Raw genomic sequence first — 21,059 nt, forward strand, 5'->3', positions numbered from 1 at the left:
TGGAAGCCGCCCCTCCCATCGTCGCACCCTTAGCCTGTGCCCTACACCCCACCCCGCACGAGGCTCCGCCCACCGAACGCATGAATCGTCCGCGTGCCCGCGGAGAACCTCCCCGAGACCCGCGCGCCCCGCGGGACGACGAATTCACGCCCGGCGCCGAGCTCCATGTCCATGCCATTGATGCGCAGCACGTACTTGCCTTCCAGGACCGCGAGGTACTCGTCGGCATCCCGCCACTGCTCCTCCGTGTCCGCGTCGGTCTTCGCGTGGCAAAGCAAGATCTGGGTGCCGTTCGCGCCGTCGAACACGTACGCTTCGACGCCGGGGATGCTCCACGAGTCCGCCGCGACCCGGTTTGCCGCGCCCGTCATGAAGGCCGGGAAGCTGCCCAGGCCGAAGCGCGCGGCGTACTCCGCATTGAGCGCCGAGAAGCGCTCCTTGTCGAACCCGGCGGCGAGCGTTCCGTCGACTGCCGCTTCCAGGTTGTCGAGGCAGAAGTGCCAGCCCGTGGCGTCGCGGGCGACGTTTGCCCGGTCCGCCGGGATTGTCGTGAAAATCAAGAGGCAGCCCTTGCCCTCGGGCCGGAGCTCCCACCGCAACACGTCACCTTCCCACGTATATTCGAGCACCCGCGGCGGATCGAAGACCGAGATTTTTCCCGTGCCGGGCGCGCCTTCCGCGAAGAAAAAGCGCAGCTCGGCGCCGGCCTCGCGGGCGCCCTCGATGCGGGCCGGGAACCAGTGGGCGAGCTCCTGGCTGTCCGTGAGCGCGCGCCAAACCTTTTCGGGAGGGTGGGCGAGCCGCCGCTCGAACCGGAGCTCGACGTGATTGCCTTATCGTGATCAACGTCCCGTTTTTCATCGTTGTCTCCTCGGGGTCGGGCTCGGGCGGGCGCTCTCGGGGGGCTCGTCCGCCATGGCATCCAGGTGCCGCTCGAGCGCGTCGAGCCGCCGCGACCAGAGCTCGCGATAAGGCGCAAGCCAGGCGTCGAGCTCGAGAAGCGGCTCCGGGCGCAGGCGATACAGCCGCCGCTGCGCGGCCTGCTCCACATCGACGAGACGCGCATCTTTGAGCACGCGCAGGTGTTTGGACACGGTGGGCTGCGTGAGCCCGAGCCGATGCGAGAGCTCCCCGACGGGGCAACACCCCTCGCGCAGAACGTCCAGGATGCGCCTTCGGTTCGGCTCCGCCACGACTTCGAACGCGCTCAGCATGGGCGCGTATATGCCCGAGTCAGTATATGCCTGTCAAGGCATATACTGACGAACGCCCGAGGATTGTTGATGTAGGCCAATGGCCTACATGTCGCTTCGCTGCTCTTGGCGCTCGCGCCTGCGCCCCAGCCGCCGCAGGACCACCCCGAGCCCGAGGAACAGCCCGAACCCGAAGGTCCCTGCGCTCGGCCCGTCGCCCGTCGCCATTGCGCACGCGCAATCGATGCTCGGGTCGCTCGCGCCGAGGCCGCCGCCATCACCGCCGGCTCCGCCCGCTCCACCTGCGCCGGCCTCGCCTGCGCCACCCACGCCTGCGCCGCCCGCGCCGCCCACGCCAGCGCCCATACCGGGCACGACCTCGAAGAGACCTTCGAGCTGCGCGTCCGGCGGGCCGCCTTGACCCGGATCACCGAACCAGGCCACGCCCTCTTGCACGAGACCAAAATGCTCGTCGTACACGCCCGTCTCCTGGGGAGCGTGCAACGTAAAAGTGAACTTGTACGTCTCGCCCGGCGGCACCGTGCCGTCGACGCGCGCATAACGGTTCGGCCCCGGCCATTCCGGGCCCGCGAAGGGGCTCGTCCGGTCGCGCGGCTCCGTGGTCGCTAGCCGCGTGCCGCTGTCCCACGCCTTCGTGCCCACGTTTCGCATCTCGATGTAGGCTTCGAGCGTCCCGCCCGCTTCGACCTGCACGGGCCCCTCGCTCGCGTACGGGAACGATTGACTCACGAACTTCGCGGCATACTCGGGTCCGCTGTTCGCGAACGCCATCAGATCGGCCAGGCTTCCGTTGAACTGGTTGCGGTCCACGTTGCCCGAGACGCCCGATACCGAGCCGCTGTCGGTGTACTGGAAGAGGATCCATTTGTCCCAGTAGTTGTCCGGCAGGTTCGGGCAATCGAAGCTGTAGTTCGGGATCCAGAGCGGATAATCGCCGAAATCATAACTCGCGACGTTGTCCTGCCAGAAATACTTGCCCGTGTAGATGATGGGCTTCGTGCCCGTGGCGGCCTCGACGTGGCCGAGCCATTGCTTCATCTTGCTGACGACCGTGGACTTGCTTTGCCCGGACATGTCCTCGACGTCGAGCACCGGCGGCAGATCCCCCGGGCCGAGCGCGCCCATGGCGTCGATCATGAGATCGGCCTGGGCGATGGCGTCCTGGTTCGGCAGGAAAAACTGATACGCGCCCCGCACGAGCCCCGCGGACTTGATGCCGCTCCAGTTCGTGTCGAACCAGGTGTCCTTGCTGGTCCCGTAGCTCACGCGGGCGATCGCGAACGTGATGCCCGCGTCTTTCACCTGATCCCAGTTCACCTCGGCCTGCCACACCGAGACGTCGATCCCCTCGACCGTGGCGCCGTCGGGGCAGACCGTGAAGGCCTGCTCCGTCTCGGCGAGCGGGCCCTCGGACGAACCGAATTCATTCGCGCCGCACGCGGGGAGCGCGAGCGCGGCGAGCGGCAGGAGAGATGCGCAGAGCCGGCGGAGCCGGGACGAGGCATGCATGGGTGATCTCATGGGCGCGGGGCCTTGCGCAATGCCTGTGCCAGCGAGCCCGGGCATCCTGCCCGTGCCCTTTCCGCAGGAAATCGAGATCCTTTCCCGGCGCAGGGGTGAAGCTTCGAGGATCCAGTTGGATCGCAGAAGCCCCAGGGAAGAAACCACCTGTCGGATGGTTGACACGAGCGCGAGCGCACGATTTCCTGGAGCCATGGACGAGACGATCGAGATCGAGGCCGTTGGTGACGTCACGATCACTCTCCGGCGACCCAAGAGCCGGCTCGCGGAACTCGCGAGCCGGATTCGTGAGGTGCTCGGAAAAGACCTCCCCGACGACGTCGCTGCATTCTACGAAAGGAGCGACGGCCTCGCGTTCCGCGCCACCCGCGGTGGCGTGCTCCTCGGCGAGGAAGCCTCGATCTGCGGCCTCGAAGCAGCGTTCGCGGGGTTTCGCCCGCACCGACAATACCGCAGCCGGAGGGACTACGAGAACGACGTGGAGATGGGGGACCTCTACGACCAGCCGTTCTGCGAGGAGCTCTGGAGCGACGGATTCGACGTCGAGTCGAGGCGCGACCTCGATCGCTTGAACGCGCTCAAGCGGTCGAAGCTCCTCGTCTCCGTGCCCGGCGCGTCCACGTGGCTCACCATCGACTACTTCGATCCAAAGGGAGCCCCCTACCGGATCGGCCTCGCGCAGGACGGGTGTGAGCTCTATCCCCTCGATCTTTCGTTCTCGGACTTCGTCGCGTGGTTTCGTCGGTTCGGGGTGACCCCCTGGTACCTCGCCTTCGCCGGCAAGAAGGCCGAGAAGGCCATGAACATCGACGTCTCGGCCGAGCTCCGGACGAGCCTCGCCGACCATGCGGCCGCCTTCCCGGCGGAGGTCGCGGCGCTCCGAAAGCGGGTGGAGCGGCGGACGAGACCGAGCGAGTCGGGTTGACGCGCGCCTCCGCGTCGAGAACCATGGTGGGTATGGATTCCTTTGTCGCCTTCATTCCGCTCTCGAACTGGCTGCGGGGCTTCGACCGCTATGGGATGCGGTATTCGAAGGCGCTGATCGGCGAATCCAGGTTTCCCGACGCGTTCTACATGCTCAAGGAGGACGAGCGGTGGGCGCCGGGGCTCGAGAAGGCGCGGCGGCTCGTGGCGAAGCTCGGTCGGCCGAAGGATCGTGTGGTGGCGCTGCGCGCGCGGCTCCCGGTCGGGCCCGAGGGGATGCGCCCGAACGACGTGACCGGCACGAACATCGGCTGGCGCTGGCCGGCGAGCGAGATCCCCTTGAGCGGCGTGGCGTGGGTCGACGAAAAAGATTCGCTCGTGCCGACGCGGCACGAGGAAATCACTGCGGAGGCCTTTCGCCTCGACGACGACGGGCTCGTCGAATGGGCGAAGTGTCGGCCGCGGAGCGTGTCGGTGCTGCCCGTCGCGAAGGCCTGCCAGGCGCGTTGTGCATTCTGCTTTTCGAAGGCCAGCGTGTCCGATCTCGCGCGCCAGCGGAGCGGCACGCTCCCGCAGTACCTCGCCTGGGCGAAGCTCGCAAAGGAGCGGGGCGCCGAGCGCGCCGTCATCACCGGCGGCGGCGAGCCGACGCTGCTCGAACCCGAAAAGCTCCGCGCGCTCGTGCGTGGCCTCGCCGGGTTGTTCCCGACAACCCTGCTCATCACGAACGGCGCACGTCTCGATTTCGCAGAGCTCGAAGCTCTCCGGGAAGCCGGGCTCACCACGCTCGCGGTGAGCCGGCATGGCGTGACGCGCGAGGACGATGCGCGGATCATGGGGATCGAGGTCGACGCCGGCGCGCTCGGACGTGCGCCGGGGCTCCGCACGCGGGCCATTTGCGTGCTTCAGCGGGGCGGCGTCGACGACGCGGCGAAGGTGCGCATGTACCTCGAACGGAGCGTCGCCGATGGGTTTCAGGAGGTTTGCTTCAAGGAGCTCTACGTTTCGAGCCTCTCGGAGAACCCGTGGGCGCCCAGCGTGGCGAACCAGTACTGCGAGACAAACCAGGTGCCTCTCTCGCTCGTGCTCCGCACGCTCGTCGAGCTCGGCTTCGAGAAGCGCGCGGAGTTGCCGTGGGGGAGCCCCGTGTTCGAAGGTGAAATCGGAGGCCGCGCGCTCCGCGTGGCCGCGTACACGGAGCCTTCGGTCGGATGGGAGCGGACGCACGGCCTCGTTCGCTCGTGGAATGTGATGGCCGATGGAACCTGCCTCGCCTCGCTGGAAGATCCGAGCTCCACGTTATGAACCACGAAACCTTCCTCGCGCGCCGCGCCGAGCTCCGGGCCGCGCGTCCTTCGCTCGTCGATCTCGCGGAACTCGACGTCTACCGGAGCCTCGGGCGTGCGTTCCCCGCCATTTTGCCCTCGACCCACCCGGAAGCGCCGTATCGTTGTCACCTCGCGGAGCGATTCCTCGCGCACCTCGGGCTCCCGCAAGCGCTGAAGCCGCGCACGCAGGTCAGCCACGGCGTCCGCCGTTCCCTCCGCGCGCTCTTCGGGCTCCTCGCGAAGCGGGGCGCGCGTGTCGGCGTGCCGGCCGATGTCTATCCCGTCTATTTGCGCCTCGCGGCGGAGGCGGGAGCGACGATGGTCCCGTGGGAGGCGCGCGTCGGCCTCCCCGCGCTCGACGCGCTCGACGCGCTCTTGATTTGCGAGCCCCTGAAACCGTGGGGGTCGACGCTCACGCCGCGCGAAGCGGACGAGCTTCGGCGCTGGGCGCGCGTGGACGAGCGGCGCATGCTGATCCTCGATTCGGTGTATGCGACGCCGCCGACGGAGGAGGCCCGGTCCTTGCTCGACGACGAGAGCGCCCTTCTCCTCACGTCGCTGTCGAAAGGATGGCTCGTCCCGGATCACGCGGGGATTTGCGTGGTGCCCGAGCGATTTCGGAAGGAGACGCGGGACGCGTTCGCGGAGCTGCCCAAGGACGAGCAGCGGCTCCGCATCGGGTATGCGGCGCTCACCGAGCATGCCGCGCGTCCCCGGGAGGTCGCGGCCGCGCTGCGCGAGCGCGCGCGGTGGCTCGACGAGCTGACGAGCGCGAGGCCCGAGCTCGGAGCCTCCCCGTGTATCGGCTACTTCGCGACCTCGTCGAGGTCGTTCGAGCAATTGCTCGAATGGGGCATTCTCGGCGTCCCCGCGACGGTCTTCGGCGGACCCGAGGGCCAGAGCGTGCTCTCGAGCCTCGAACGCCGAGCTGCCGGCTGAGATCCGGCCGGCCGGTCTTCGGACGCCCGGGGCTGACGTCCGAGGGGTCGAGGCTCCATGACGATCCCAGACCTCGTGGGCTCGTACCTCTCATGGCCAGCATTCGCAGCGCTCGTGCTCGTCCTCTCGTCGAGCGCTCGGGCCTCGGCCGCCACGCCGCCGCCCGTCTCGGCGCGTGCAGGCACGGCCAGGGTCGATCGCAGCAAACCGAGCGGTCCCACGCCGATGGTGGAGCGCGGGCTCATCCTGAGCCCGGGGCTGCTCGATCCCTACCTGAGCCCGTTCGTCGAGCACCCCATCGGGGAAGATTTCTACCGCCTGGGGACGAGCTTCGGCACCCTCTGGGGCATCGCCCCCGAGATGCACGTCGATATCCAGATCGGCCCCTATTACATCGGTCAAAAGCCGCCGCCGGGCACGAATCGCGTCACGTTCACCGGCCGTTTCCTGAAAACCCGGCCCGTCGACCTCGGCGCCTCCTTCCTGGCCGTGTTCGACCCGAACCCCGCGCACCCGTTCGTCAACTACGTTCAGCCGGGACTGCCCACCATCCTCCGCCCGAACAAGCGCTTCCGTGTCGATACCGGACTCCATGTCCCCTGGTATCCCACGCCGGATTCGCATTTCGGCGTTCGCGTCCCGTTGAACGTTTACGTCCAGATCACCGATCGTTTTCATTTCGGCGGGGCGAGCGTGCTCTTCGTCTCGGACCTCCGCGATCCCCGGGGAACACTCTCCGTTCCTTTCGGTTTTACCGGCGGATACAGCGCGGGCCCGGAGCTCGACTTTCTGGCGCTAACCCCGTACGTGACCTGGACGCGTTTCTATTCGCCCGCGACCGGTCTGGACACGCGCTCGTTCGTCGCCGGACTCATCGCCGACTTCATCATCGACCTTCGTTGAGCCTCGTGTAAAAGCGCGCGTGACGTGGCTCGGGTTCCCTCCTATCCTCGGGGGCGGAGGTTTCCCATGAATTTACTTCACCGCTCGTTGCAATTCTTGGTCCCCGCGGTGGTCGTCTTCTCTGCCTGCGGGGTCACGCCCACGGGCACGCGTCCTTCGGGGAGCGGCGGCGAGGGCGGCGAATCGAGCGGAGGGCACGGCGGGAGCGCCGGGGCCGGCGGGAGCGCCGGATCGGGCGGCGAGGGCGGAGATCTTTTCGGCGACGGCGGAATCATGGGCGCAGGAGGTGGCTCCGGCGACGACACGTGCGCCGAGGAGGCGAAGCTCGTCTACATCATCGGTCAGGACAACGAGCTCTACAGCTTCAACCCCCCCACGCTCGAAGTGAAGCTCATCGGCGTGATCGACTGCCCCACCGGCGGCCTCGGCACGCCGTTCTCGATGGCCGTCGATCGCAAAGGGACCGCGTGGATCCTCTTCAGCGACGGCCGCATTTACCACGTCGACGTGAAGACCGCGGCCTGCGCGGCGACGACGTTCGCCCCGGGACAGCAGGGGTTTTCCACGTTCGGAATGGGGTTCGTCTCCGATTCGAAGGGCAGCTCGGCCGAGACGCTCTACGTCGCCGACTACAACGGCAAGGGCCTCGCGCGGATCAACACGCAGACGCTCGAGCTGTCGTTCGTCGGCCCGTGGGACCAGCTCTCCGGCGCGGCCGAGCTCACGGGCACGGGCGACGCGCGTCTCTTTGGCTTCTTCAATTACACCCCGATCATCATCGCGGAGATCGACAAGGCCTCCGGAAACATCCTGAGCCAGGCCCCGCAACCCTCGGTGTCGATCGGGAGCGGCTGGGCGTTCGCGTTCTGGGGCGGCGATTTCTGGCTGTTCACGAGCCCCACGGGCGACTCGCAGATCCAGCAATATCGACCCTCGACCGGCACGACGACCGTCGTGAAGACGGGCCTCGGCACGAACATCGTCGGCGCGGGCGTCTCCACCTGCGCGCCGGTCGAGACGCCGAAGTGAGCGTTACTGGAAATTGATCGCGATCCACCCGCCGACGGGGCTGAAGCCGCAGGCGACCTTCGAGAAGTACTTCGCGCTCATGTTCACGTAATGCCCGCAGACGTCGCCCGAGGATTGCCCGTAGAAATCGCAATTCGGGCAGTTCGGGTTGTACCCCTCGTTGCAGGCGTCGCAGCCGGAGCAGCCGGCCTGGTCTCGCTCGGCCCACATCTGATCGAGGCACCCCGCGACGTTTTCGGCCCCGTGGCCCAGGCACTCGTTCTGGCCGCTGCCATTGCAGGTCGGGTAAAGGCCCATGCCCCAGGAGCCGTGGGCCTTGTTGTTTTGCTGATCCCACGTCGCCTGCTGGTCCACGCAGGGCTCGGCCTCCTTCCAGCGCGCATACGGCGGCAGCCCCTTCGCGGCGCGGTGCGCGTTGATCGTGTCGACGCACGCCTGCCGGGCCGCCTCGTAGGGATCGGCCCCGCCGCCGCCCTGGCCGCCGCCGCCCTGGCCGCCGCCGCCCGGGCCGCCGCCGCCCGGGCCGCCGCTCGCGCTTGACGAGCTGCTGCTCGGCGTGCCTCCTTGTCCGGCCGCGCCGCCGCTCCCGTCGCCGCCTGCCCCGCCTTCACCGCCGTTCCCTTGCGAATCCGCGTTCGAGCACGCGACGCCGCCGAGCGCACAAAGACCCAGAAAAACCCGATAGGCCATCTTCATCGACATGCAGAAGCTCCTTGCTTACCGCGTCGAGTGTAGAGGACGAAAACGGGCGTCTGGAACGAAAAACGACCGAGACGTGTGGGCGTCAAACCCGTTTGTCGGAAGGTGCAGGGGCGCGGCGCGGCCTCGCGGCGCGGCGCTTCATGACGTACCGGATGGCCTCCTCCAGGTTCCCGAGCGTCACGACGCTCCCGAGATCGACGCCGAGCCCCACGAGCGCCGTGGCCACGCCGGGATTGACGCCCGTCACGAGCGCAGTCGCGCCGAGCAGCCCGAGCGCGCGCAGCACCTTGAAGAGGTGATCGGCGGTCGTCGTGTCGACCCCGTCGATGCCCGTCATGTCGAGGATCACGTAATGCGCCTGGTCCGCCACGACCGCGTCGAGCAAGGTGGCGAGGATCCGCTCGGCGCGCCCCGCGTCGATCGCCCCGACGAGCGGCAGCGCGAGCACGCCCTCCCAGACGCGCACGATCGGCGTGGAGAGCGTGCGGATCGCGCCCTCTTGCTGCGCGATGAGGTCGAGCTGCTGGCGGAGCGTGCGTTCGGCCTCGATACGCTCGGTGACGTCCATCGCGACGCCGAGCACGCCCGTGACCGTGTCGCCATCCTCGCCCGTGATCGGGATGTATCGGCATTCCCAGGACGCGCCGCCCGCCTCGGCGAGGGTGACCGAGGGGATGCCGGCGAGGGCGCCGCGGATCGCGGTGACGATTTCGGGGACGTCGCGGTAGATATCGAATGCGCTCACGCCGACGACCTCGCCGGGCGCATAGCCGAGCGCGCGCAGCCCGGCGCCGTCGGACAGCGTGAAGATGCCTTTTTCGTCTGTGGACCAGAGCACGAGCGGGGTATTGTCGAGCATGCGCCGGAGAAAGCCACGCTCGGCGGCGAGCGTGTCGCGTGTCGTGGTCGCCTCGGTCGTGTCACGAACGAAAGCGGCGCGGCCGATGATTTCTCCGTTTTCGTCGCGCAGGGCGCGGAGAACCCATTCGCAATGGATGCGCGCGCCGTCCTTCCCGATACACGGGGCCGTGAACGACGGCGGGCTCTGCGTGTCGAGCTGGGCGAGGAGCGCGCCCCGGTCGACGTCTGCGTCGGGGCCGAGGAGGTCGAGCATCGTCTTTCCGACGATCTCGGCCTCGCTGTAGCCGAACATCCGCTCGGCGCCCGGGTTCCAGGCCACGATGGTCCCGTTCGCGTCGAGGCCCACGATGCACGTGGGCGTTTCGCGCGCGAGCGCTCGCAGCATCTTCGGGTCCTCGAAATAAGCCGGCGCAGTACGTTCCTCGATCCCCATTCGGCGGATGTATCAAAAGTGCAGCCGCCCGAAAAGCGTTGTCATGTCGGGGAGTGCGCTCGATGACGGGATTATCGGGATACGCCGCGGGTGTCATTGCGATGACGGTAGGCGTGCCCTCGGGTGGCGGTCGCGGAGGGTTTGGCGGAGTGAGCCGGGTCGCCCTCACGAAACGAAGGGTTGCGTCGAATGGCGATGCGATCGCGCCGCGCCATGGGCACGACCCTGCTCGACGAGCGCGTCGCCCGCCGGGCGCAGGACCTGCGCCGCCGCCTGCCGCCGCAGCGAGAGGACCTCTTCCGCGGGCAGGAAGCCGTGCTCCCGGGGCGGCTCCTCCCCCGGGACACTCGCGTCCGCGCACGCCATCCGGAGCGCCTTTTCGAGCGTCGCCGCGACCTCGGCCGCGAGCGCCGCGCCGCCCGTGCCGATCGCCCAGCGCACGAAGGCCCAGCCGAGCTCGGCGTGGCGCATTTCGTCCTCGGCGATCTCCAGCAATGCGAGGCGCACCGCGCGTGGCCCCGCCTCCGCGGCCGACGCGGCCGCCTCGATGGCCGCGAGCGTCTCGCCCACGCACCCCTCGACGACCGTGGCGAGCGTGGCCGCCGTGAGCGAGCCGAGATCCTCGAAGGCCCCGTCCACGGCGAGCGGCCCGAAGCCGAGCGGCGCGCCTCCATACGCCGACGCGAGCGACATGGCGAGGCGCGCGTGCCGCACCTCGTCGAGCGCCGCATGATGGGCCGCCTCGACGAGCGCGGGCGGCGCGCCGAGCGCCATCAGCGCCATCGAGAAGCGGGCGAACGAGGCCACGGAGGCGTGCTCGTTCCGGCCTTGCTCGGCCCAGCGCCGCGCGAGGAGGGCGCGCACCTCGGCCGGGAGCGCGGCCGTATCGAGCTCGTGCAGGGCCGCATTGAAATTGCGCAGGGCCGTCGCGCGATCGGCGGGCGCGTCGAGCGCGCTCGACCAGGCGCTCGGCCCTTCGCGCACGTCGGCGAGCCGGGGTTTCCCCTGCACGAGGAGGGGCCGACCGGTGCAGCCGATCGAGCCGACGAGATAACAGCACGCTTCCGGGGCGGCGGGATTTTCATTGGCATACGGCCCGCGGAGCGGCTCGCATTCGCATTCCCCGGAGCCCGGCGGCCGGCCCGTGAGGACGACCTCGTCCGTGCCCGGACACACGCCATTCAGGGGCGCGGTGCAGAGCGTGATGTCGCAGCACTGGCCGTAATAGCCGATTTCAATTTCGGGCGAGGGCTCGTGCACGGGCCCGTAGCAGGCGGGCGCCGGGGTGGGCTCGAGGTTCTGGGTCGGGGCCGCCGGGCCAGGGGCGCCGGGGCCGCCCTCGACGTCGGCCCCGCACCCCGAGGCCAGGAGGAGGCTTGCGCCCCATTGAGAAGCGACGAGAAGGCGATGAAGGAAGACGCGCATGAAGAGCCACGTGGCAACCCGCGTGCCGCCGCGCGCGCCGGTGTTTTTCGCGTCGATGCCTCCGTGGGCTGTGCCTGCTTGTGCCGAGTGCGCCGGGGCGTGCTACGTCCGTTGGCGTGACCCAGGCCGCCCGTCCTCCCCTCCCGCTCCCGATCAGCACGCCTCTTTCGCCTCCGGATGGCTTCGAGGCGCGCCTCGCGGAGATCGGCGTTCGCCTCGACGCGCCCGTCCTCGCGACGCTCGGCGACTACCTCGCGCGCCTGCTCGCGATGAACGAGCAGATGAACCTCACCGCGATCAAAGATCCGAGCGAAGCCTGGGAGAAACACGCGCTCGACGCGCTCACGCTCGTGCCCTTGCTCGCGGACGTCGGCGCGGGATCGCGGCTCGTCGATGTCGGCTCGGGCGGCGGCCTGCCAGGCATTCCGATCGCGATCGCTCGGCCCGATCTCCAGGTCACGCTGGTCGACGCGACCCAGAAAAAAACAGTCTTTCTCTCGGCCGTCGCCGCCGCGCTCGGCCTCGGGAACGTGGAAGCGCGCACCGGGCGCGCCGAGCAGCTCGGGGCAGGCGAGCTCCGCGGGAGGTTCGACGTCGTGACGGCGCGCGCCGTGGCGCGATTGAACCTGCTCGTGCCGCTCACCGCGCCGCTCGCGAAGCCGGGCGGACTCGTGCTCCTGGTCAAAGGCCAGCGCGCCGACGAGGAGCTCGCCGAGGCGAAGCGCGTGCTCGCCGAGCAAGGGGCGGCCCACGAGAAGACGGTCGCGACGCCGACGGGCAGGATCGTCGTGCTCCGGCGAGGATCGGGCGAGGCGCGGCGCAAGCCGAAGCGGTGAGGTCTCCGGGGCGCGGGCGTGACCACGCTCAGAATTCGAACGTCGATTGCACGATGGGATTGCCGTAATCGTCGACGTCCGGCGGCCAGCCTCCCGTGCGGACCACGAGGTTCGGCGCGGCCTCGAACACGCCACGCCCGTGCGTGTGCCCGCAGAGCACGGTGATGCGCGTGCCGGGATGGTTCGTGGCGTGCTCGCGGAGGACCTCGCCCGTCGAGACGCACGTGAACCACGGGAGCCAATCCGGCCCCGATTGCGCGCCCTCGTACCAGCAGGATTGGGGGAAGGGCGGGACGTGCGTCAGGACGAACAGCTCCTCGGTCTCGGGCGCGCGGGCGAGCTTTTCACGCAGCGCGCGGGCCTCGTCGGCGCCGAGCCGCTGGAGGAGCTCGATCCGCGCGAAAGGATCCCAGCGCGCCTCGAAGAAGTCGGTGATCAGGTGCCAGTCGGAGAGCTGGATCGGCGAATCGAGGTTGCCGCAGCGCGCATCACCCCAGCCATCGACGCCGAGCAGCACGACGCGGTCGGTGAGCCGCACCGGATGGACGCCGGGCAGCCAGGTCGCGAGCTCGGGGATGCCTGTGACCTGCTCGCGTACGTGGCGAATGCTCGATCGATAATAGTCGTGGTTCCCCAGCACGAAATACACCTTCGCGCCGGTCTTCGTCGCGATCTCGTCGACGAAATGCACGACCGAGTCGGCCTCGGCGATGTCACCGGTCAAGAAGACGATGTCCGGCGCCTCCGCCCTGACGGTCTCGTAGAATCGGTGGAGAGCGCGAGGGAGGGGAAAGTTCAGGTGGATGTCCGTGAGCCACGTCGCGCGCATGACGAGCGGAAGCGTACCACGCCCGCGCGTGACGCGTCGCTCAAGCGGATTGCACCGTCACAATGGGAAGTTTCTCCTCGATCTGTCCGAGCAGCCACTCGATGAAATTCTCCTTTGGCATGACGCGCGAGACGTGGAGCCCCGACCAGATGGGAGACCGGACCGCGGAGGTGTCGCAGCTCTGCACGACGACGGGCAGATCGCGGATGCGGGCGTCGCTGCGGATCGCGCGGACGAGCTCCACCCCGTTCATCACGGGCATGTGGATGTCCGTGATGACCAGCGCGACCGCGTGCGACGCGAGGATGGAGAGCGCCTCGCGGCCGTTCTCGGCCTCGAGCACCTGAAACCGTGGCTCCAGCACCGACCGATACACGTGACGCAGGAACGCGTCGTCCTCGACGAGCAGGATGGCCCCGCCCGCGGCCCCGCCGAGGACTCGCTCCACCACCGCCCGGAGCTCCCCGGCCGTCACCGGCTTCTCGATGTACCCCGAGACGCCGTGGAGGATGGCCTCGGCCTCGCGCTTCACCACCGTGACGAAGACCGTGGGGATGCCCTGGCCCCGGAGGACGCGGTTCAAGGCAAACCCATCCATCTCCGGCATGAGGATGTCGACGAGGGCGAGGTCCGGCTTCCATGTCGAGATTCCCTGGAGCGCGTCGCGACTGCTCGGGCTCGTGTGCACGTCGTGCCCGACGTCGGCGAGCGCGGCAGCCATCCAGATCCTGGTTTCGTCGTCGTCGTCCACGATCAGGAGTTTCGCCATGGCCCGTCCTTTCCTAGCTCCTCACTCCTTCACGCCGCCATGGCCCCTGTCGAGGTGGGGGCTTTGCGGAGCCGGAACCAGAACCGGGAGCCTCCTTCGGGGAGCGCGGCGTACCCGATCGTGCCGCCCCAGCGCTCGACGGTGATGCGGCAGAAGTAGAGCCCGAGCCCCGTGCCCGCCTCGGGCCCGATCCCCCGGCCGAAGCGCTGGAACAGGCGCGGCGCGAGCGAAGGCGGCACGCCGGGCCCCTCGTCCTCCACGCTCACCTCGATGCTCGTGTCCTCTTCGCGCACGCGCACGCGGATGTTGCCCCCGACCGGGCTGTGCCGGACCGCGTTGTCGAGCAGGTTCGCGAGCACCCGCACGAGCCGAGGCTCGTCCGCGACGACGAGGCTGCCCGGCGGCGGCATGTCCCGCTCGATCCGCACGTTCCGGCCGCGCGCCGTGAGCTCGTGCTCCGCGACGACGCGGGTGAGCCCGGCGCGCAGATCGCACACCACGGTCTCCTCGTGCGCGGCGTCCGGGCCCTCGTGCTCGGAGGCGAACACGCTCAGGATCTCGCGGATCATCGAGCGCTGCCGGAGCGCCGCGTCGAGCGCGAGGTCGATCATGACGCCGTCCTCGCCCGGCGGATCGCGCTCGTCGAGGGACGAGAGCACGCCGAGGATCGTCTGCAGCGGGCTCGCGAGGTCGTGGACGATGCAGTGCACGAGGATGTCCTTCTGCTCGATCTCGCGGGAGAGCGCGTCGTAGGTGATGCGCAGCTCGCGCGCGCGCTGAAGGACCAGGCGCCGCTCGTGGAAGAGCTCGTCCGAGCGGGTGATCACGAGCAGCCGAGAGGTGCCGACGAGGAGCGCGGTCGCTTCGAGGGGAAGCTCCTCGCCGCCTTCGGCCGTCTCGCACCAGACGTCGGAGTCGAGCCGCGTCGCGCCTCCGCCCTGCCAGACGGCCTCCGCCTCGGGCAGGAAGACCTCGAGGAACGGGAACATGGCCTCCACGCGGATGGGTGTGCTCGCGAGCAGGACGCCCCGCGTCATGCGCGTGTACCAGTCGGGCGCGTCGCCTCGCTGCAAGAACGTACCATCCACCTGGCGTTCGAGGACGACCTTCCCGAGGGACGCGAGGATCGAGCTCACGATCGAGATCTCCATGGTGAGCGAGCCCTTCAGCGCTGGAGGAGCGCGTTGCCGAGCGCGCGGAAGGCTTCTTCGACGCCCGCGCCGGTCTTGGCGCTGGTCTCGAAGACGGGCCAGCGCGAGGCGAGCTCCCGCTCGTAGGCGTCGTCGAGCTCCCAGAAGTCGCGCAGATCGGCCTTGTTCAACACGAGGACGCGAGGGACGTCGCCGAGGTGCTCCGCGGCGGCTTGGTGGAGGGCCATCGCGGTCTCCACCGTGGCGCGGCGGGTCCCATCGGCGACGAGCAGATAGCCCGCGGCGCCGCGCAGGTACGAGAGGCGGACGCGCTGGAACTCGTCCTCGCCGCTCAGATCCCAGAGGACCAGGACGAGCACGTGCTCGCCGTAGACGAGGTGCTTCGTCTCGATCTTCGTCCCGATCGTGGTCTGGTACCGATCGGAGAAGATGCTGCGGACGAAGCGCGCGACGAGGCTCGTCTTGCCGACGCCCGTGGCGCCGAGCAGGCACACCTTCCGCTTCTCCAGCGTGCTCATGACCCCTCGCTCGCCGGCGAAAGGCGCACGGCGAACGTGACCTTGCGCGCAGCCAGATCCGCGTGACCGACGCCCCGCGCGGAGAGCTGCGACGTGGCGACGCCGCGCTCGTCGAGCTCGGCCGCCACCATCGAAGCGCGCTCCTCGCTGAGGCGCTGGTTTCTTTCGGGTGTGCCCGTCGCGTCGGCGTGACCCACGATTTCGATCCGCGCGGAGAGGCCGCCCCGCGGGGCGGCGCCGAGGATCTCTTGCACGGCGCGCGCCGCGGCGTCGAGGCGGGCGCGCTCGGCGTGGGGCGGGCGAGTCGAGCCGAGCGGGAACGAGATCTGGATGCCCTCCAGCGCGGCCGCCGCGGCCTCTGCGGACGTGATGGCCTCGGCCTCGAAGAGGCGCGTGTCGTCGAGCGCCATGACGCCCGGCAGGCTCGTGGCGAGCAGCCGCGCCCGGTCGATCCACGCGCGCTCGGCGACGCCCGCGGCGAGGAGCGTCCCGTTCACGAGGCTTAGCGAGACCCCAGGCGGCGGCTTTAGCACCTGGAAGGCGCGTCGCTCCGTGATCGGAGGATCCAGCGAGTAGACCGGCTTGAAGCGCAGCTCCACATCCGAGGCGTCGAGCCCATGGGCCGCGAGGAGGGCGGCCGGGTCGAGCGCGAGTGGATCCCCGAGCCCCTCGACGAACCTGCGTCCCCCGTCGTGCCCCGTCCTCGTGATCGTCAATCCGGGCTCCTCGCCGAGCGCCTCCACGTACGCGGCGAAGCGCCGATGCTGGTCGTGCCAGAGGCTCCACGTGATCCCGACGGCGATCATGACCAGCACTGCGATTGCTCCGAGCACGAGCTGGCCGCGGCGGCGGCTCGCCGGCTTCTGGATCCGCTCCTCTCGGATGCACCCGACGAGCGCGTCGCGGGTCGGCTCGAACGCGGCCACCTCGCCTTGGAAGCGCTCCAGGGGGGCCGCGTACTGGCGATGAATCAGCTCCAGCGTCTCGGCGAGCGACGCCTCCACGTCCTTCGACGCGATCCCGCGGACGATGGCGACCAGCATGGCGCGCGGGCCGTGCTCGACGACCCCCGTCAGCCCACCGACGCAGAAGCGTGACAGGCCCGCCTCTTTTTCTTCGCGAAAGGCGTCGCGCGTGAAATCGTCGAGGGCTGCGAGCATTGCCGACACCTGATCGGGATCCTCCGGCGCCACGCTCTCCGCGGCGACGTGCTGCAAGACGAGCCCGCTCTCGCGGTGCACCAGGAACACGTGCTCCACCCGGTAAGCGAGGTTGTGGAGCATCACGACCTCGATGAAGGGCCGACCGGTGCGGGCCGCCTCGATGCGCCAGCGCAGGCTCTCCACGGTCATCGTCCGCTGGACCATGTCGTCGACCCGCTGGACGAACGCTTCGAGGGCGGCCCGGGCCGCCCTCCGGATGGCGGGGCCGATCGAGGGGAAGATGGCGTCGGCGAAGAGCTCCGGGTTCTTCCGGACGACCTCGTGGATGCTCGACAGCATGAGCGGCTGCATCGCGGACGAGAGCTCCTCGCCGCGCTTCTGGCTCATGACGGCCGCCCGGGGCAGGACCTCGCCGATGGCCTCTGCGAGGGCATCGGGGGTCTCGAGCTTGTGTTCGAGGGACTTCAGCCGTTCCTGTTCGGGCTGGACGAGGAACGGGCGCAGGTCGTCGAGGGTGTAGTCGTGGTCTCGCCGCCGCGCCCGCGCTCGCAGGCGGGCGCTCATGACTGCTCGGTGCGAGGCTCCAGGGGGCGTGCGGCCTCGACGACCCCGCTCGCGGGGCCGACGGCCTCCGAGGGCTCGCCGGTGCACAGGGCGAGCTCACGCTGGAGCGTGGACATGAGCTCGTCCCTGAGGGAGCGCGATTGCTCGACGAACCCCTTGGCCTCGTCGAGGATCTGCTGGCGGAACTCGCGTTGCGCCCGGACGAGCCCGTCTTCGAGCTTCTTGATGCGCTGGTCGAGCTCGGCGACGGCGTCCCGCGCCTCGCGGGCGATGTTGTTCAGCGCGGCCATCTGCGCGGTGCGGTCGGACTCCCGCTGCGCGCTCTGCGCGTCGGTCTCTCGCTTCACGTGGGCTTCGAGCACGTCGAGCATGCGCCTCGTATCGGCGCGGAGCTCGTCGCCCTGCGACGCGAGCAGGCTCTCGATGCGCGCGAATTTTCGCTCGAAATCACGGACGACGGCCCCGAACAGGATTTCGCGCACCTGATCGAGGCTGTTCGCCGGCGCCGGCGTGGTCCCCCTGCTCTCGAGCTCTGCTCGTGCACTTGGGTTCATGGTTCCCCTCGTCGCTACCGGCCTCTCGCGGCTGCTCCGCGAGCGTTCCGGGCCGCCTTGTCGTCCAGATGCGCTGGAATCCATAGGAAAAACGACTCCTTTGGCCGCGAAGGATCCATAAAGCGCTGGACGCTCTTCGCCACCCCGCGGCGCCGCACGCACCCGTGCCGTTGGTCGCTCGGCTCGGCCGGCGACCGCCCGTCGATCGAGCCATCCTGCCGCTCGCGGCGGGCCCGGAGGCGCGCGGCGGGGGGCTCTTCAGAATTGCTGCTCGAAGTCGATGATCCGCTCCTCGAAGTCCATCTTCTTCCGCGGGGCGGCGGGGCTCGGCGAGGGCGGCGATTGCATCTGCTTGCGCCGCACGTCGAACACGAGCGACGGCGGGTATTCGACCTGGTACGACACGCGGAACTCGCGCTCCTCGCGCGGCGCGAGCGTCACCGTGAAGCGAACGATCCCCTTCGCGTCGGGCTTCTCGTTCGGAGAGATCTTGACGTTGCTCACGCGAATGTCGGTGTTCTCCGAGACGGGGATCCGCTCGGCGAGGACCACGGTGACGGGGCGATCCGAGAGGTTTTTCGCTTTGCTCACGAACGCGAGCTGCATGCGGTTTCGCGCGTTGCGCTGGAGCGAGCTCTGGTGTTTGTCGAGCTCCCGCGTGAGCTTGACCTGGTCGGCCACGCTGAAGAAAACCGAAAAGTCCTCGTCCTTGGCGACGAAATCGATGTCGGTCATGCCGAGGAACGCGCCATCCTGATAACGGGCGACGCTGCCGGGCAGGAGCGGCTGGCTCGTCTTGTTGGCCATCTCCAGGGTCACGGCGGCATTGAGTGATTCTTCCGGGGCGGCGATGATGTGGCGCTGCGCCTTGATGCGGCTCGACCCGATGCGCAGCCGGATCGATCGGCCGTCCGAGCGGACGATCGCCGGGTCCTTCGCGGTGAAATGCGCCGTCGTGCCGCGCGTCTGCAGGCCCTGGAAGATCTCCACGGTCTTGCTCTGCACGCGCTCGAGGAGCGCGAGGTTCGTCGAATAGGATTGCTCGAACTGCTCCACCTCGGAGATGCGCTGCGACGTCGCCTGGTTCATCCGGTTCCAGTGGCGGTTCTGCTCCTCGAATTTCTTCTGCGCGGCGCTGAACGAGGTGACCTGCCGCGTGACGCTCCGGGTGACCTCCTGGGTCTTTCCGAGCGCCAGCATTTCGAGCTCGGGGATGCGCTCGCTATCGGACGAGGATTGCGTCGAGAAGGAGAGCTCGGCGTGGCTCCAGTCCTCGCCCGTCGTCTGCGTGACCACTGCGAACGACGTGAGCTCCACATGGTCGGCATCGGCCGCGCTGGCGCGAACCTCGTGCATCGGCTCCCACGTGGCGCCGGGCGTGGCATACGTGAGCGTCAACGTCGCGTTCGCGGCGGCGCTGCCTTGCACGGTCACGAGCACGGTCGTCTCTTCCAGCTTCGTCAGGCGGCGCAGCTCTTCGAGGTTGCGAGCGCTCGCCTCCACGTCGGGGGCGAGCTGCTCGCGCGCCGCCTGCACCTCGCGCCGCGACGCGCTCGTCTTGCGCAGCGCCCCGGAGACGAAATCGATCACCTGGCCATACGTGTCGACCTTGATGTCCTTGGTGACGGCGTCCCCCTCGAGTTTCTCCACGGAAAACACCTTGATCGATTCGACGTGCTGCTGCTGCGCGTTCAGGATCGCGAGCTCGTCGTCGAGCGCTTGCAGCTTCCGGAGCAGCGCCTTGTGTTTTTCCTCCACCTTGCGAAACCCGTCATCCGTGGATCGCGCCAAAAAGCGCCGATCGACGGCCACGTCCACGATCTTGCCGGCGCTCGTGGAGGCCCGCACGGAGCCTTCGTCGACCCAGCCGGGCAGCTTCTTGAAACGGAAGACCACGGGCTCGGTCGTCAGCGGCACTGTCGCCTCGCGCGTCACGAGCGCCCGATCGGAGTACACCGTGACCTTGGTGATTCGCGACGCGACGCCGCGGTCTTCGGGGTCCTCGGCCGTATCGGCGACGGTCGCCGCGAGGGCGAACACGGGCGGCGTGCTTGGCGGCGCGTTCTCCGCGCGAGGCGCCACGGCCGGCGGCGTGCTCGTGCACCCGAGGGCGGCGGAAAACAGGAGGGAGAGGGCGATCCACTTCGAAGGGAGGGGCGGCGTCATGGAAGGCCCTACTATACGGGTGAGACGGGCCGAGGATCTATCGGCCCGACGTGTGACCCGGCGAGCCGCGTGGGCTACGATGCCGTGATGCTGCTACCGACGCTGCGCTACCAGCTCGACGTGTCCTGGTCTCTCTTGGCGCTGCACCTCGACGCCCTCCGCGACGACATGTGCTTGTGGGAGCCCGCCCCCGGGGCGTGGACGGTGAGGCCGGTCGACGGCCGCTGGGTCGCCGATCTCGTCCTGCCCGAGCCGGATCCGCCGCCCACGACCACGATGGGCTGGATCACGTGGCACATTGGCTGGTGGTGGACGGGCGCCCATGCCCATACCTTCGGCGCGAGGCGCGGCGAGGCGCTCGATATGATCGAGCACGCGAAGACCGTGGATTGGCCCGGCAGCGCCGCGGGCGTCGCCGCGTGGCTGACCCGCCTGCGTGATCAATGGGTGGAGGCGCTCGACGGTCTCACCGAGGCCGATCTGGATCGGCACGTCGCGTGGTTCGACAAACCCCTGAGCCACGTGATTGCATGGGCAAACATCGAGCTCATGAAGAACGCCGCCGAGATGGGCCAGCTCAGGCTCCTGTACACGGCGCGCCAGCGCTGAACGACGTGCGTTCCTCATGAAAAACGCCGGCCGCCCGCTGCCCCAGAATGCCCCCACCTGAAGCTCCCGCCGGCATGGCCGTTGCTTTTCACAGGCACCGGAAGGAGCTCCACATGAGTGATCTGGTTGTCATCGCATATCCCGAGGAAAACCGAGCGGCCGAGGTCATGTCGACCATCCACCGACTCAGCAGCGAGAACCTCGTCGATCTCGAGGACGCCTGCTATGTGACCAAGAGTCAGGACGGAAAGATCCGGCTCCACCAGAGCAAGGATCTCACGGCCGCCGGCGCGCTCTCGGGCGGATTGTGGGGGATGTTGGTCGGCCTCATCTTCCTCGCCCCCGTGTTCGGGCTCGCCATCGGAGCATTGACAGGCGCGCTCACGGGCAAGGCATCGGACTATGGTATCGACGATGCGTTCATCAAGCGGCTCGCGGAGCAAATGAAATCAGGGAGCTCGGCGATCTTCACGCTCACCCGGAAGGTCACGGCCGACAAGGTCATCCCCGAGCTCTCCAAGTACGGCGGAACCGTGCTGCGGACCTCGCTGACCAAGGACGCAGAGCGGAAGCTCGAAGCGGCGCTCCAGGGCCAGAAGGCCGCATGAACGTGCGCCGCCC

20 protein-coding genes and 1 pseudogene are annotated in these 21,059 nt (G+C 68.8%); 8 read left to right on the top strand and 13 right to left on the bottom strand.

Translation table 11 applies throughout. The features are described from left to right. Positions 1–41: 41 nt before the first annotated feature. The 3 genes and pseudogenes from QHF85_RS33650 to QHF85_RS33660 all read right to left on the bottom strand — a co-directional run. A pseudogene (locus QHF85_RS33650) lies at positions 42–806 on the bottom strand (SRPBCC domain-containing protein); the annotation flags it as partial. 51 nt (positions 807–857) lie between these two features. Then, complete coding sequence (locus QHF85_RS33655; RefSeq protein WP_281331496.1) at positions 858–1,214, bottom strand: metalloregulator ArsR/SmtB family transcription factor; 357 nt, start codon at positions 1,212–1,214, stop codon at positions 858–860. A gap of 84 nt (positions 1,215–1,298) precedes the next feature. Next, complete coding sequence (locus QHF85_RS33660) at positions 1,299–2,723, bottom strand: GH25 family lysozyme (protein WP_281331497.1); 1,425 nt, start codon at positions 2,721–2,723, stop codon at positions 1,299–1,301. Between the two features lie 205 nt (positions 2,724–2,928). Between QHF85_RS33660 and QHF85_RS33665 the strand changes: the two genes are divergently transcribed. From QHF85_RS33665 to QHF85_RS33685, 5 genes are all read left to right on the top strand, one after another. After that, positions 2,929–3,660, top strand: coding sequence for a hypothetical protein (locus QHF85_RS33665; RefSeq protein ID WP_281331498.1), 732 nt, complete (start codon positions 2,929–2,931; stop codon positions 3,658–3,660). A gap of 32 nt (positions 3,661–3,692) precedes the next feature. Then, positions 3,693–4,964 carry a radical SAM protein gene (locus tag QHF85_RS33670; protein WP_281331499.1) on the top strand — a complete coding sequence of 424 codons (1,272 nt, stop codon included), beginning with the start codon at positions 3,693–3,695 and terminating at the stop codon, positions 4,962–4,964. Then, the gene (locus QHF85_RS33675; protein ID WP_281331500.1) at positions 4,961–5,926 is read left to right on the top strand and encodes a hypothetical protein; all 966 of its coding nucleotides are present in this window, start codon (positions 4,961–4,963) and stop codon (positions 5,924–5,926) included. The genes QHF85_RS33670 and QHF85_RS33675 overlap by 4 nt, the downstream gene beginning before the upstream one ends. Before the next feature lie 57 nt (positions 5,927–5,983). Beyond that, positions 5,984–6,829, top strand: coding sequence for a hypothetical protein (locus QHF85_RS33680; RefSeq protein WP_281331501.1), 846 nt, complete (start codon positions 5,984–5,986; stop codon positions 6,827–6,829). Between the two features lie 66 nt (positions 6,830–6,895). Further along, on the top strand, positions 6,896–7,858 hold the full coding sequence (locus QHF85_RS33685) for a hypothetical protein (protein WP_281331502.1): 963 nt from the start codon (positions 6,896–6,898) through the stop codon (positions 7,856–7,858). A gap of 3 nt (positions 7,859–7,861) precedes the next feature. Here the strand turns inward: QHF85_RS33685 and QHF85_RS33690 are convergent, their stop codons facing one another. From QHF85_RS33690 to QHF85_RS33700, 3 genes are all read right to left on the bottom strand, one after another. Next, complete coding sequence (locus QHF85_RS33690) at positions 7,862–8,560, bottom strand: hypothetical protein (RefSeq protein WP_281331503.1); 699 nt, start codon at positions 8,558–8,560, stop codon at positions 7,862–7,864. An 82-nt stretch (positions 8,561–8,642) separates the two neighbouring features. Continuing rightward, complete coding sequence (locus QHF85_RS33695) at positions 8,643–9,854, bottom strand: PAS domain S-box protein (RefSeq protein ID WP_281331504.1); 1,212 nt, start codon at positions 9,852–9,854, stop codon at positions 8,643–8,645. A 165-nt stretch (positions 9,855–10,019) separates the two neighbouring features. Beyond that, entirely contained in the window at positions 10,020–11,279 is a 1,260-nt protein-coding gene (locus tag QHF85_RS33700) for a hypothetical protein (protein ID WP_281331505.1), read from the bottom strand. Positions 11,280–11,395: 116 nt separating this feature from the next. On the opposite strand from QHF85_RS33700, the gene rsmG reads away from it, so the two are divergent. Then, positions 11,396–12,115 carry a 16S rRNA (guanine(527)-N(7))-methyltransferase RsmG gene (gene rsmG, locus QHF85_RS33705; protein ID WP_281331506.1) on the top strand — a complete coding sequence of 240 codons (720 nt, stop codon included), beginning with the start codon at positions 11,396–11,398 and terminating at the stop codon, positions 12,113–12,115. Between the two features lie 28 nt (positions 12,116–12,143). Here the strand turns inward: rsmG and QHF85_RS33710 are convergent, their stop codons facing one another. The 7 genes from QHF85_RS33710 to QHF85_RS33740 form a co-directional block, all read right to left on the bottom strand. Further along, positions 12,144–12,944: a metallophosphoesterase gene (locus QHF85_RS33710; RefSeq protein ID WP_281331507.1), complete on the bottom strand. Its 801-nt coding sequence runs from the start codon at positions 12,942–12,944 to the stop codon at positions 12,144–12,146. A gap of 40 nt (positions 12,945–12,984) precedes the next feature. Further along, positions 12,985–13,713, bottom strand: coding sequence for a response regulator (locus tag QHF85_RS33715; RefSeq protein WP_281331508.1), 729 nt, complete (start codon positions 13,711–13,713; stop codon positions 12,985–12,987). A gap of 29 nt (positions 13,714–13,742) precedes the next feature. Then, complete coding sequence (locus QHF85_RS33720) at positions 13,743–14,864, bottom strand: HAMP domain-containing sensor histidine kinase (protein WP_281331509.1); 1,122 nt, start codon at positions 14,862–14,864, stop codon at positions 13,743–13,745. Between the two features lie 14 nt (positions 14,865–14,878). Continuing rightward, a complete protein-coding gene (locus QHF85_RS33725; RefSeq protein ID WP_281331510.1) occupies positions 14,879–15,382 on the bottom strand; it encodes a GTP-binding protein in 504 nt (167 codons plus the stop codon). Beyond that, the gene (locus QHF85_RS33730) at positions 15,379–17,109 is read right to left on the bottom strand and encodes an OmpA family protein (RefSeq protein WP_281331511.1); all 1,731 of its coding nucleotides are present in this window, start codon (positions 17,107–17,109) and stop codon (positions 15,379–15,381) included. Before QHF85_RS33730 ends, QHF85_RS33725 begins: the two co-directional genes overlap by 4 nt. Continuing rightward, positions 17,106–17,663, bottom strand: coding sequence for a hypothetical protein (locus tag QHF85_RS33735; protein ID WP_281331512.1), 558 nt, complete (start codon positions 17,661–17,663; stop codon positions 17,106–17,108). The genes QHF85_RS33730 and QHF85_RS33735 overlap by 4 nt, the downstream gene beginning before the upstream one ends. 258 nt (positions 17,664–17,921) lie before the next feature. Beyond that, positions 17,922–19,829: a mucoidy inhibitor MuiA family protein gene (locus QHF85_RS33740; RefSeq protein ID WP_281331513.1), complete on the bottom strand. Its 1,908-nt coding sequence runs from the start codon at positions 19,827–19,829 to the stop codon at positions 17,922–17,924. An 87-nt stretch (positions 19,830–19,916) separates the two neighbouring features. On the opposite strand from QHF85_RS33740, the gene QHF85_RS33745 reads away from it, so the two are divergent. Both QHF85_RS33745 and QHF85_RS33750 read left to right on the top strand, forming a co-directional pair. Next, entirely contained in the window at positions 19,917–20,438 is a 522-nt protein-coding gene (locus QHF85_RS33745) for a DinB family protein (protein ID WP_281331514.1), read from the top strand. Between the two features lie 113 nt (positions 20,439–20,551). After that, on the top strand, positions 20,552–21,046 hold the full coding sequence (locus tag QHF85_RS33750) for a DUF1269 domain-containing protein (protein ID WP_281331515.1): 495 nt from the start codon (positions 20,552–20,554) through the stop codon (positions 21,044–21,046). Positions 21,047–21,059: the final 13 nt, after the last annotated feature.

Source organism: Polyangium sp. 6x1, from assembly GCF_029946515.1.
In the GTDB taxonomy this organism is placed as follows: Bacteria; Myxococcota_A; Polyangia; order Polyangiales; family Polyangiaceae; genus Polyangium.

What these genes read in the sequence shown, in the direction of transcription:
- QHF85_RS33655 (WP_281331496.1), bottom strand. Translation starts at nt 1,214, where the DNA reads ATGCTGAGCGCGTTCGAAGTCGTGGCGGAGCCGAACCGAAGGCGCATC.
- QHF85_RS33660 (WP_281331497.1), bottom strand. Translation starts at nt 2,723, where the DNA reads ATGCATGCCTCGTCCCGGCTCCGCCGGCTCTGCGCATCTCTCCTGCCG.
- QHF85_RS33665 (WP_281331498.1), top strand. Translation starts at nt 2,929, where the DNA reads ATGGACGAGACGATCGAGATCGAGGCCGTTGGTGACGTCACGATCACT.
- QHF85_RS33670 (WP_281331499.1), top strand. Translation starts at nt 3,693, where the DNA reads ATGGATTCCTTTGTCGCCTTCATTCCGCTCTCGAACTGGCTGCGGGGC.
- QHF85_RS33675 (WP_281331500.1), top strand. Translation starts at nt 4,961, where the DNA reads ATGAACCACGAAACCTTCCTCGCGCGCCGCGCCGAGCTCCGGGCCGCG.
- QHF85_RS33680 (WP_281331501.1), top strand. Translation starts at nt 5,984, where the DNA reads ATGACGATCCCAGACCTCGTGGGCTCGTACCTCTCATGGCCAGCATTC.
- QHF85_RS33685 (WP_281331502.1), top strand. Translation starts at nt 6,896, where the DNA reads ATGAATTTACTTCACCGCTCGTTGCAATTCTTGGTCCCCGCGGTGGTC.
- QHF85_RS33690 (WP_281331503.1), bottom strand. Translation starts at nt 8,560, where the DNA reads ATGTCGATGAAGATGGCCTATCGGGTTTTTCTGGGTCTTTGTGCGCTC.
- QHF85_RS33695 (WP_281331504.1), bottom strand. Translation starts at nt 9,854, where the DNA reads ATGGGGATCGAGGAACGTACTGCGCCGGCTTATTTCGAGGACCCGAAG.
- QHF85_RS33700 (WP_281331505.1), bottom strand. Translation starts at nt 11,279, where the DNA reads ATGCGCGTCTTCCTTCATCGCCTTCTCGTCGCTTCTCAATGGGGCGCA.
- QHF85_RS33710 (WP_281331507.1), bottom strand. Translation starts at nt 12,944, where the DNA reads ATGCGCGCGACGTGGCTCACGGACATCCACCTGAACTTTCCCCTCCCT.
- QHF85_RS33715 (WP_281331508.1), bottom strand. Translation starts at nt 13,713, where the DNA reads ATGGCGAAACTCCTGATCGTGGACGACGACGACGAAACCAGGATCTGG.
- QHF85_RS33720 (WP_281331509.1), bottom strand. Translation starts at nt 14,864, where the DNA reads ATGGAGATCTCGATCGTGAGCTCGATCCTCGCGTCCCTCGGGAAGGTC.
- QHF85_RS33725 (WP_281331510.1), bottom strand. Translation starts at nt 15,382, where the DNA reads ATGAGCACGCTGGAGAAGCGGAAGGTGTGCCTGCTCGGCGCCACGGGC.
- QHF85_RS33730 (WP_281331511.1), bottom strand. Translation starts at nt 17,109, where the DNA reads ATGAGCGCCCGCCTGCGAGCGCGGGCGCGGCGGCGAGACCACGACTAC.
- QHF85_RS33735 (WP_281331512.1), bottom strand. Translation starts at nt 17,663, where the DNA reads ATGAACCCAAGTGCACGAGCAGAGCTCGAGAGCAGGGGGACCACGCCG.
- QHF85_RS33740 (WP_281331513.1), bottom strand. Translation starts at nt 19,829, where the DNA reads ATGACGCCGCCCCTCCCTTCGAAGTGGATCGCCCTCTCCCTCCTGTTT.
- QHF85_RS33745 (WP_281331514.1), top strand. Translation starts at nt 19,917, where the DNA reads ATGCTGCTACCGACGCTGCGCTACCAGCTCGACGTGTCCTGGTCTCTC.
- QHF85_RS33750 (WP_281331515.1), top strand. Translation starts at nt 20,552, where the DNA reads ATGAGTGATCTGGTTGTCATCGCATATCCCGAGGAAAACCGAGCGGCC.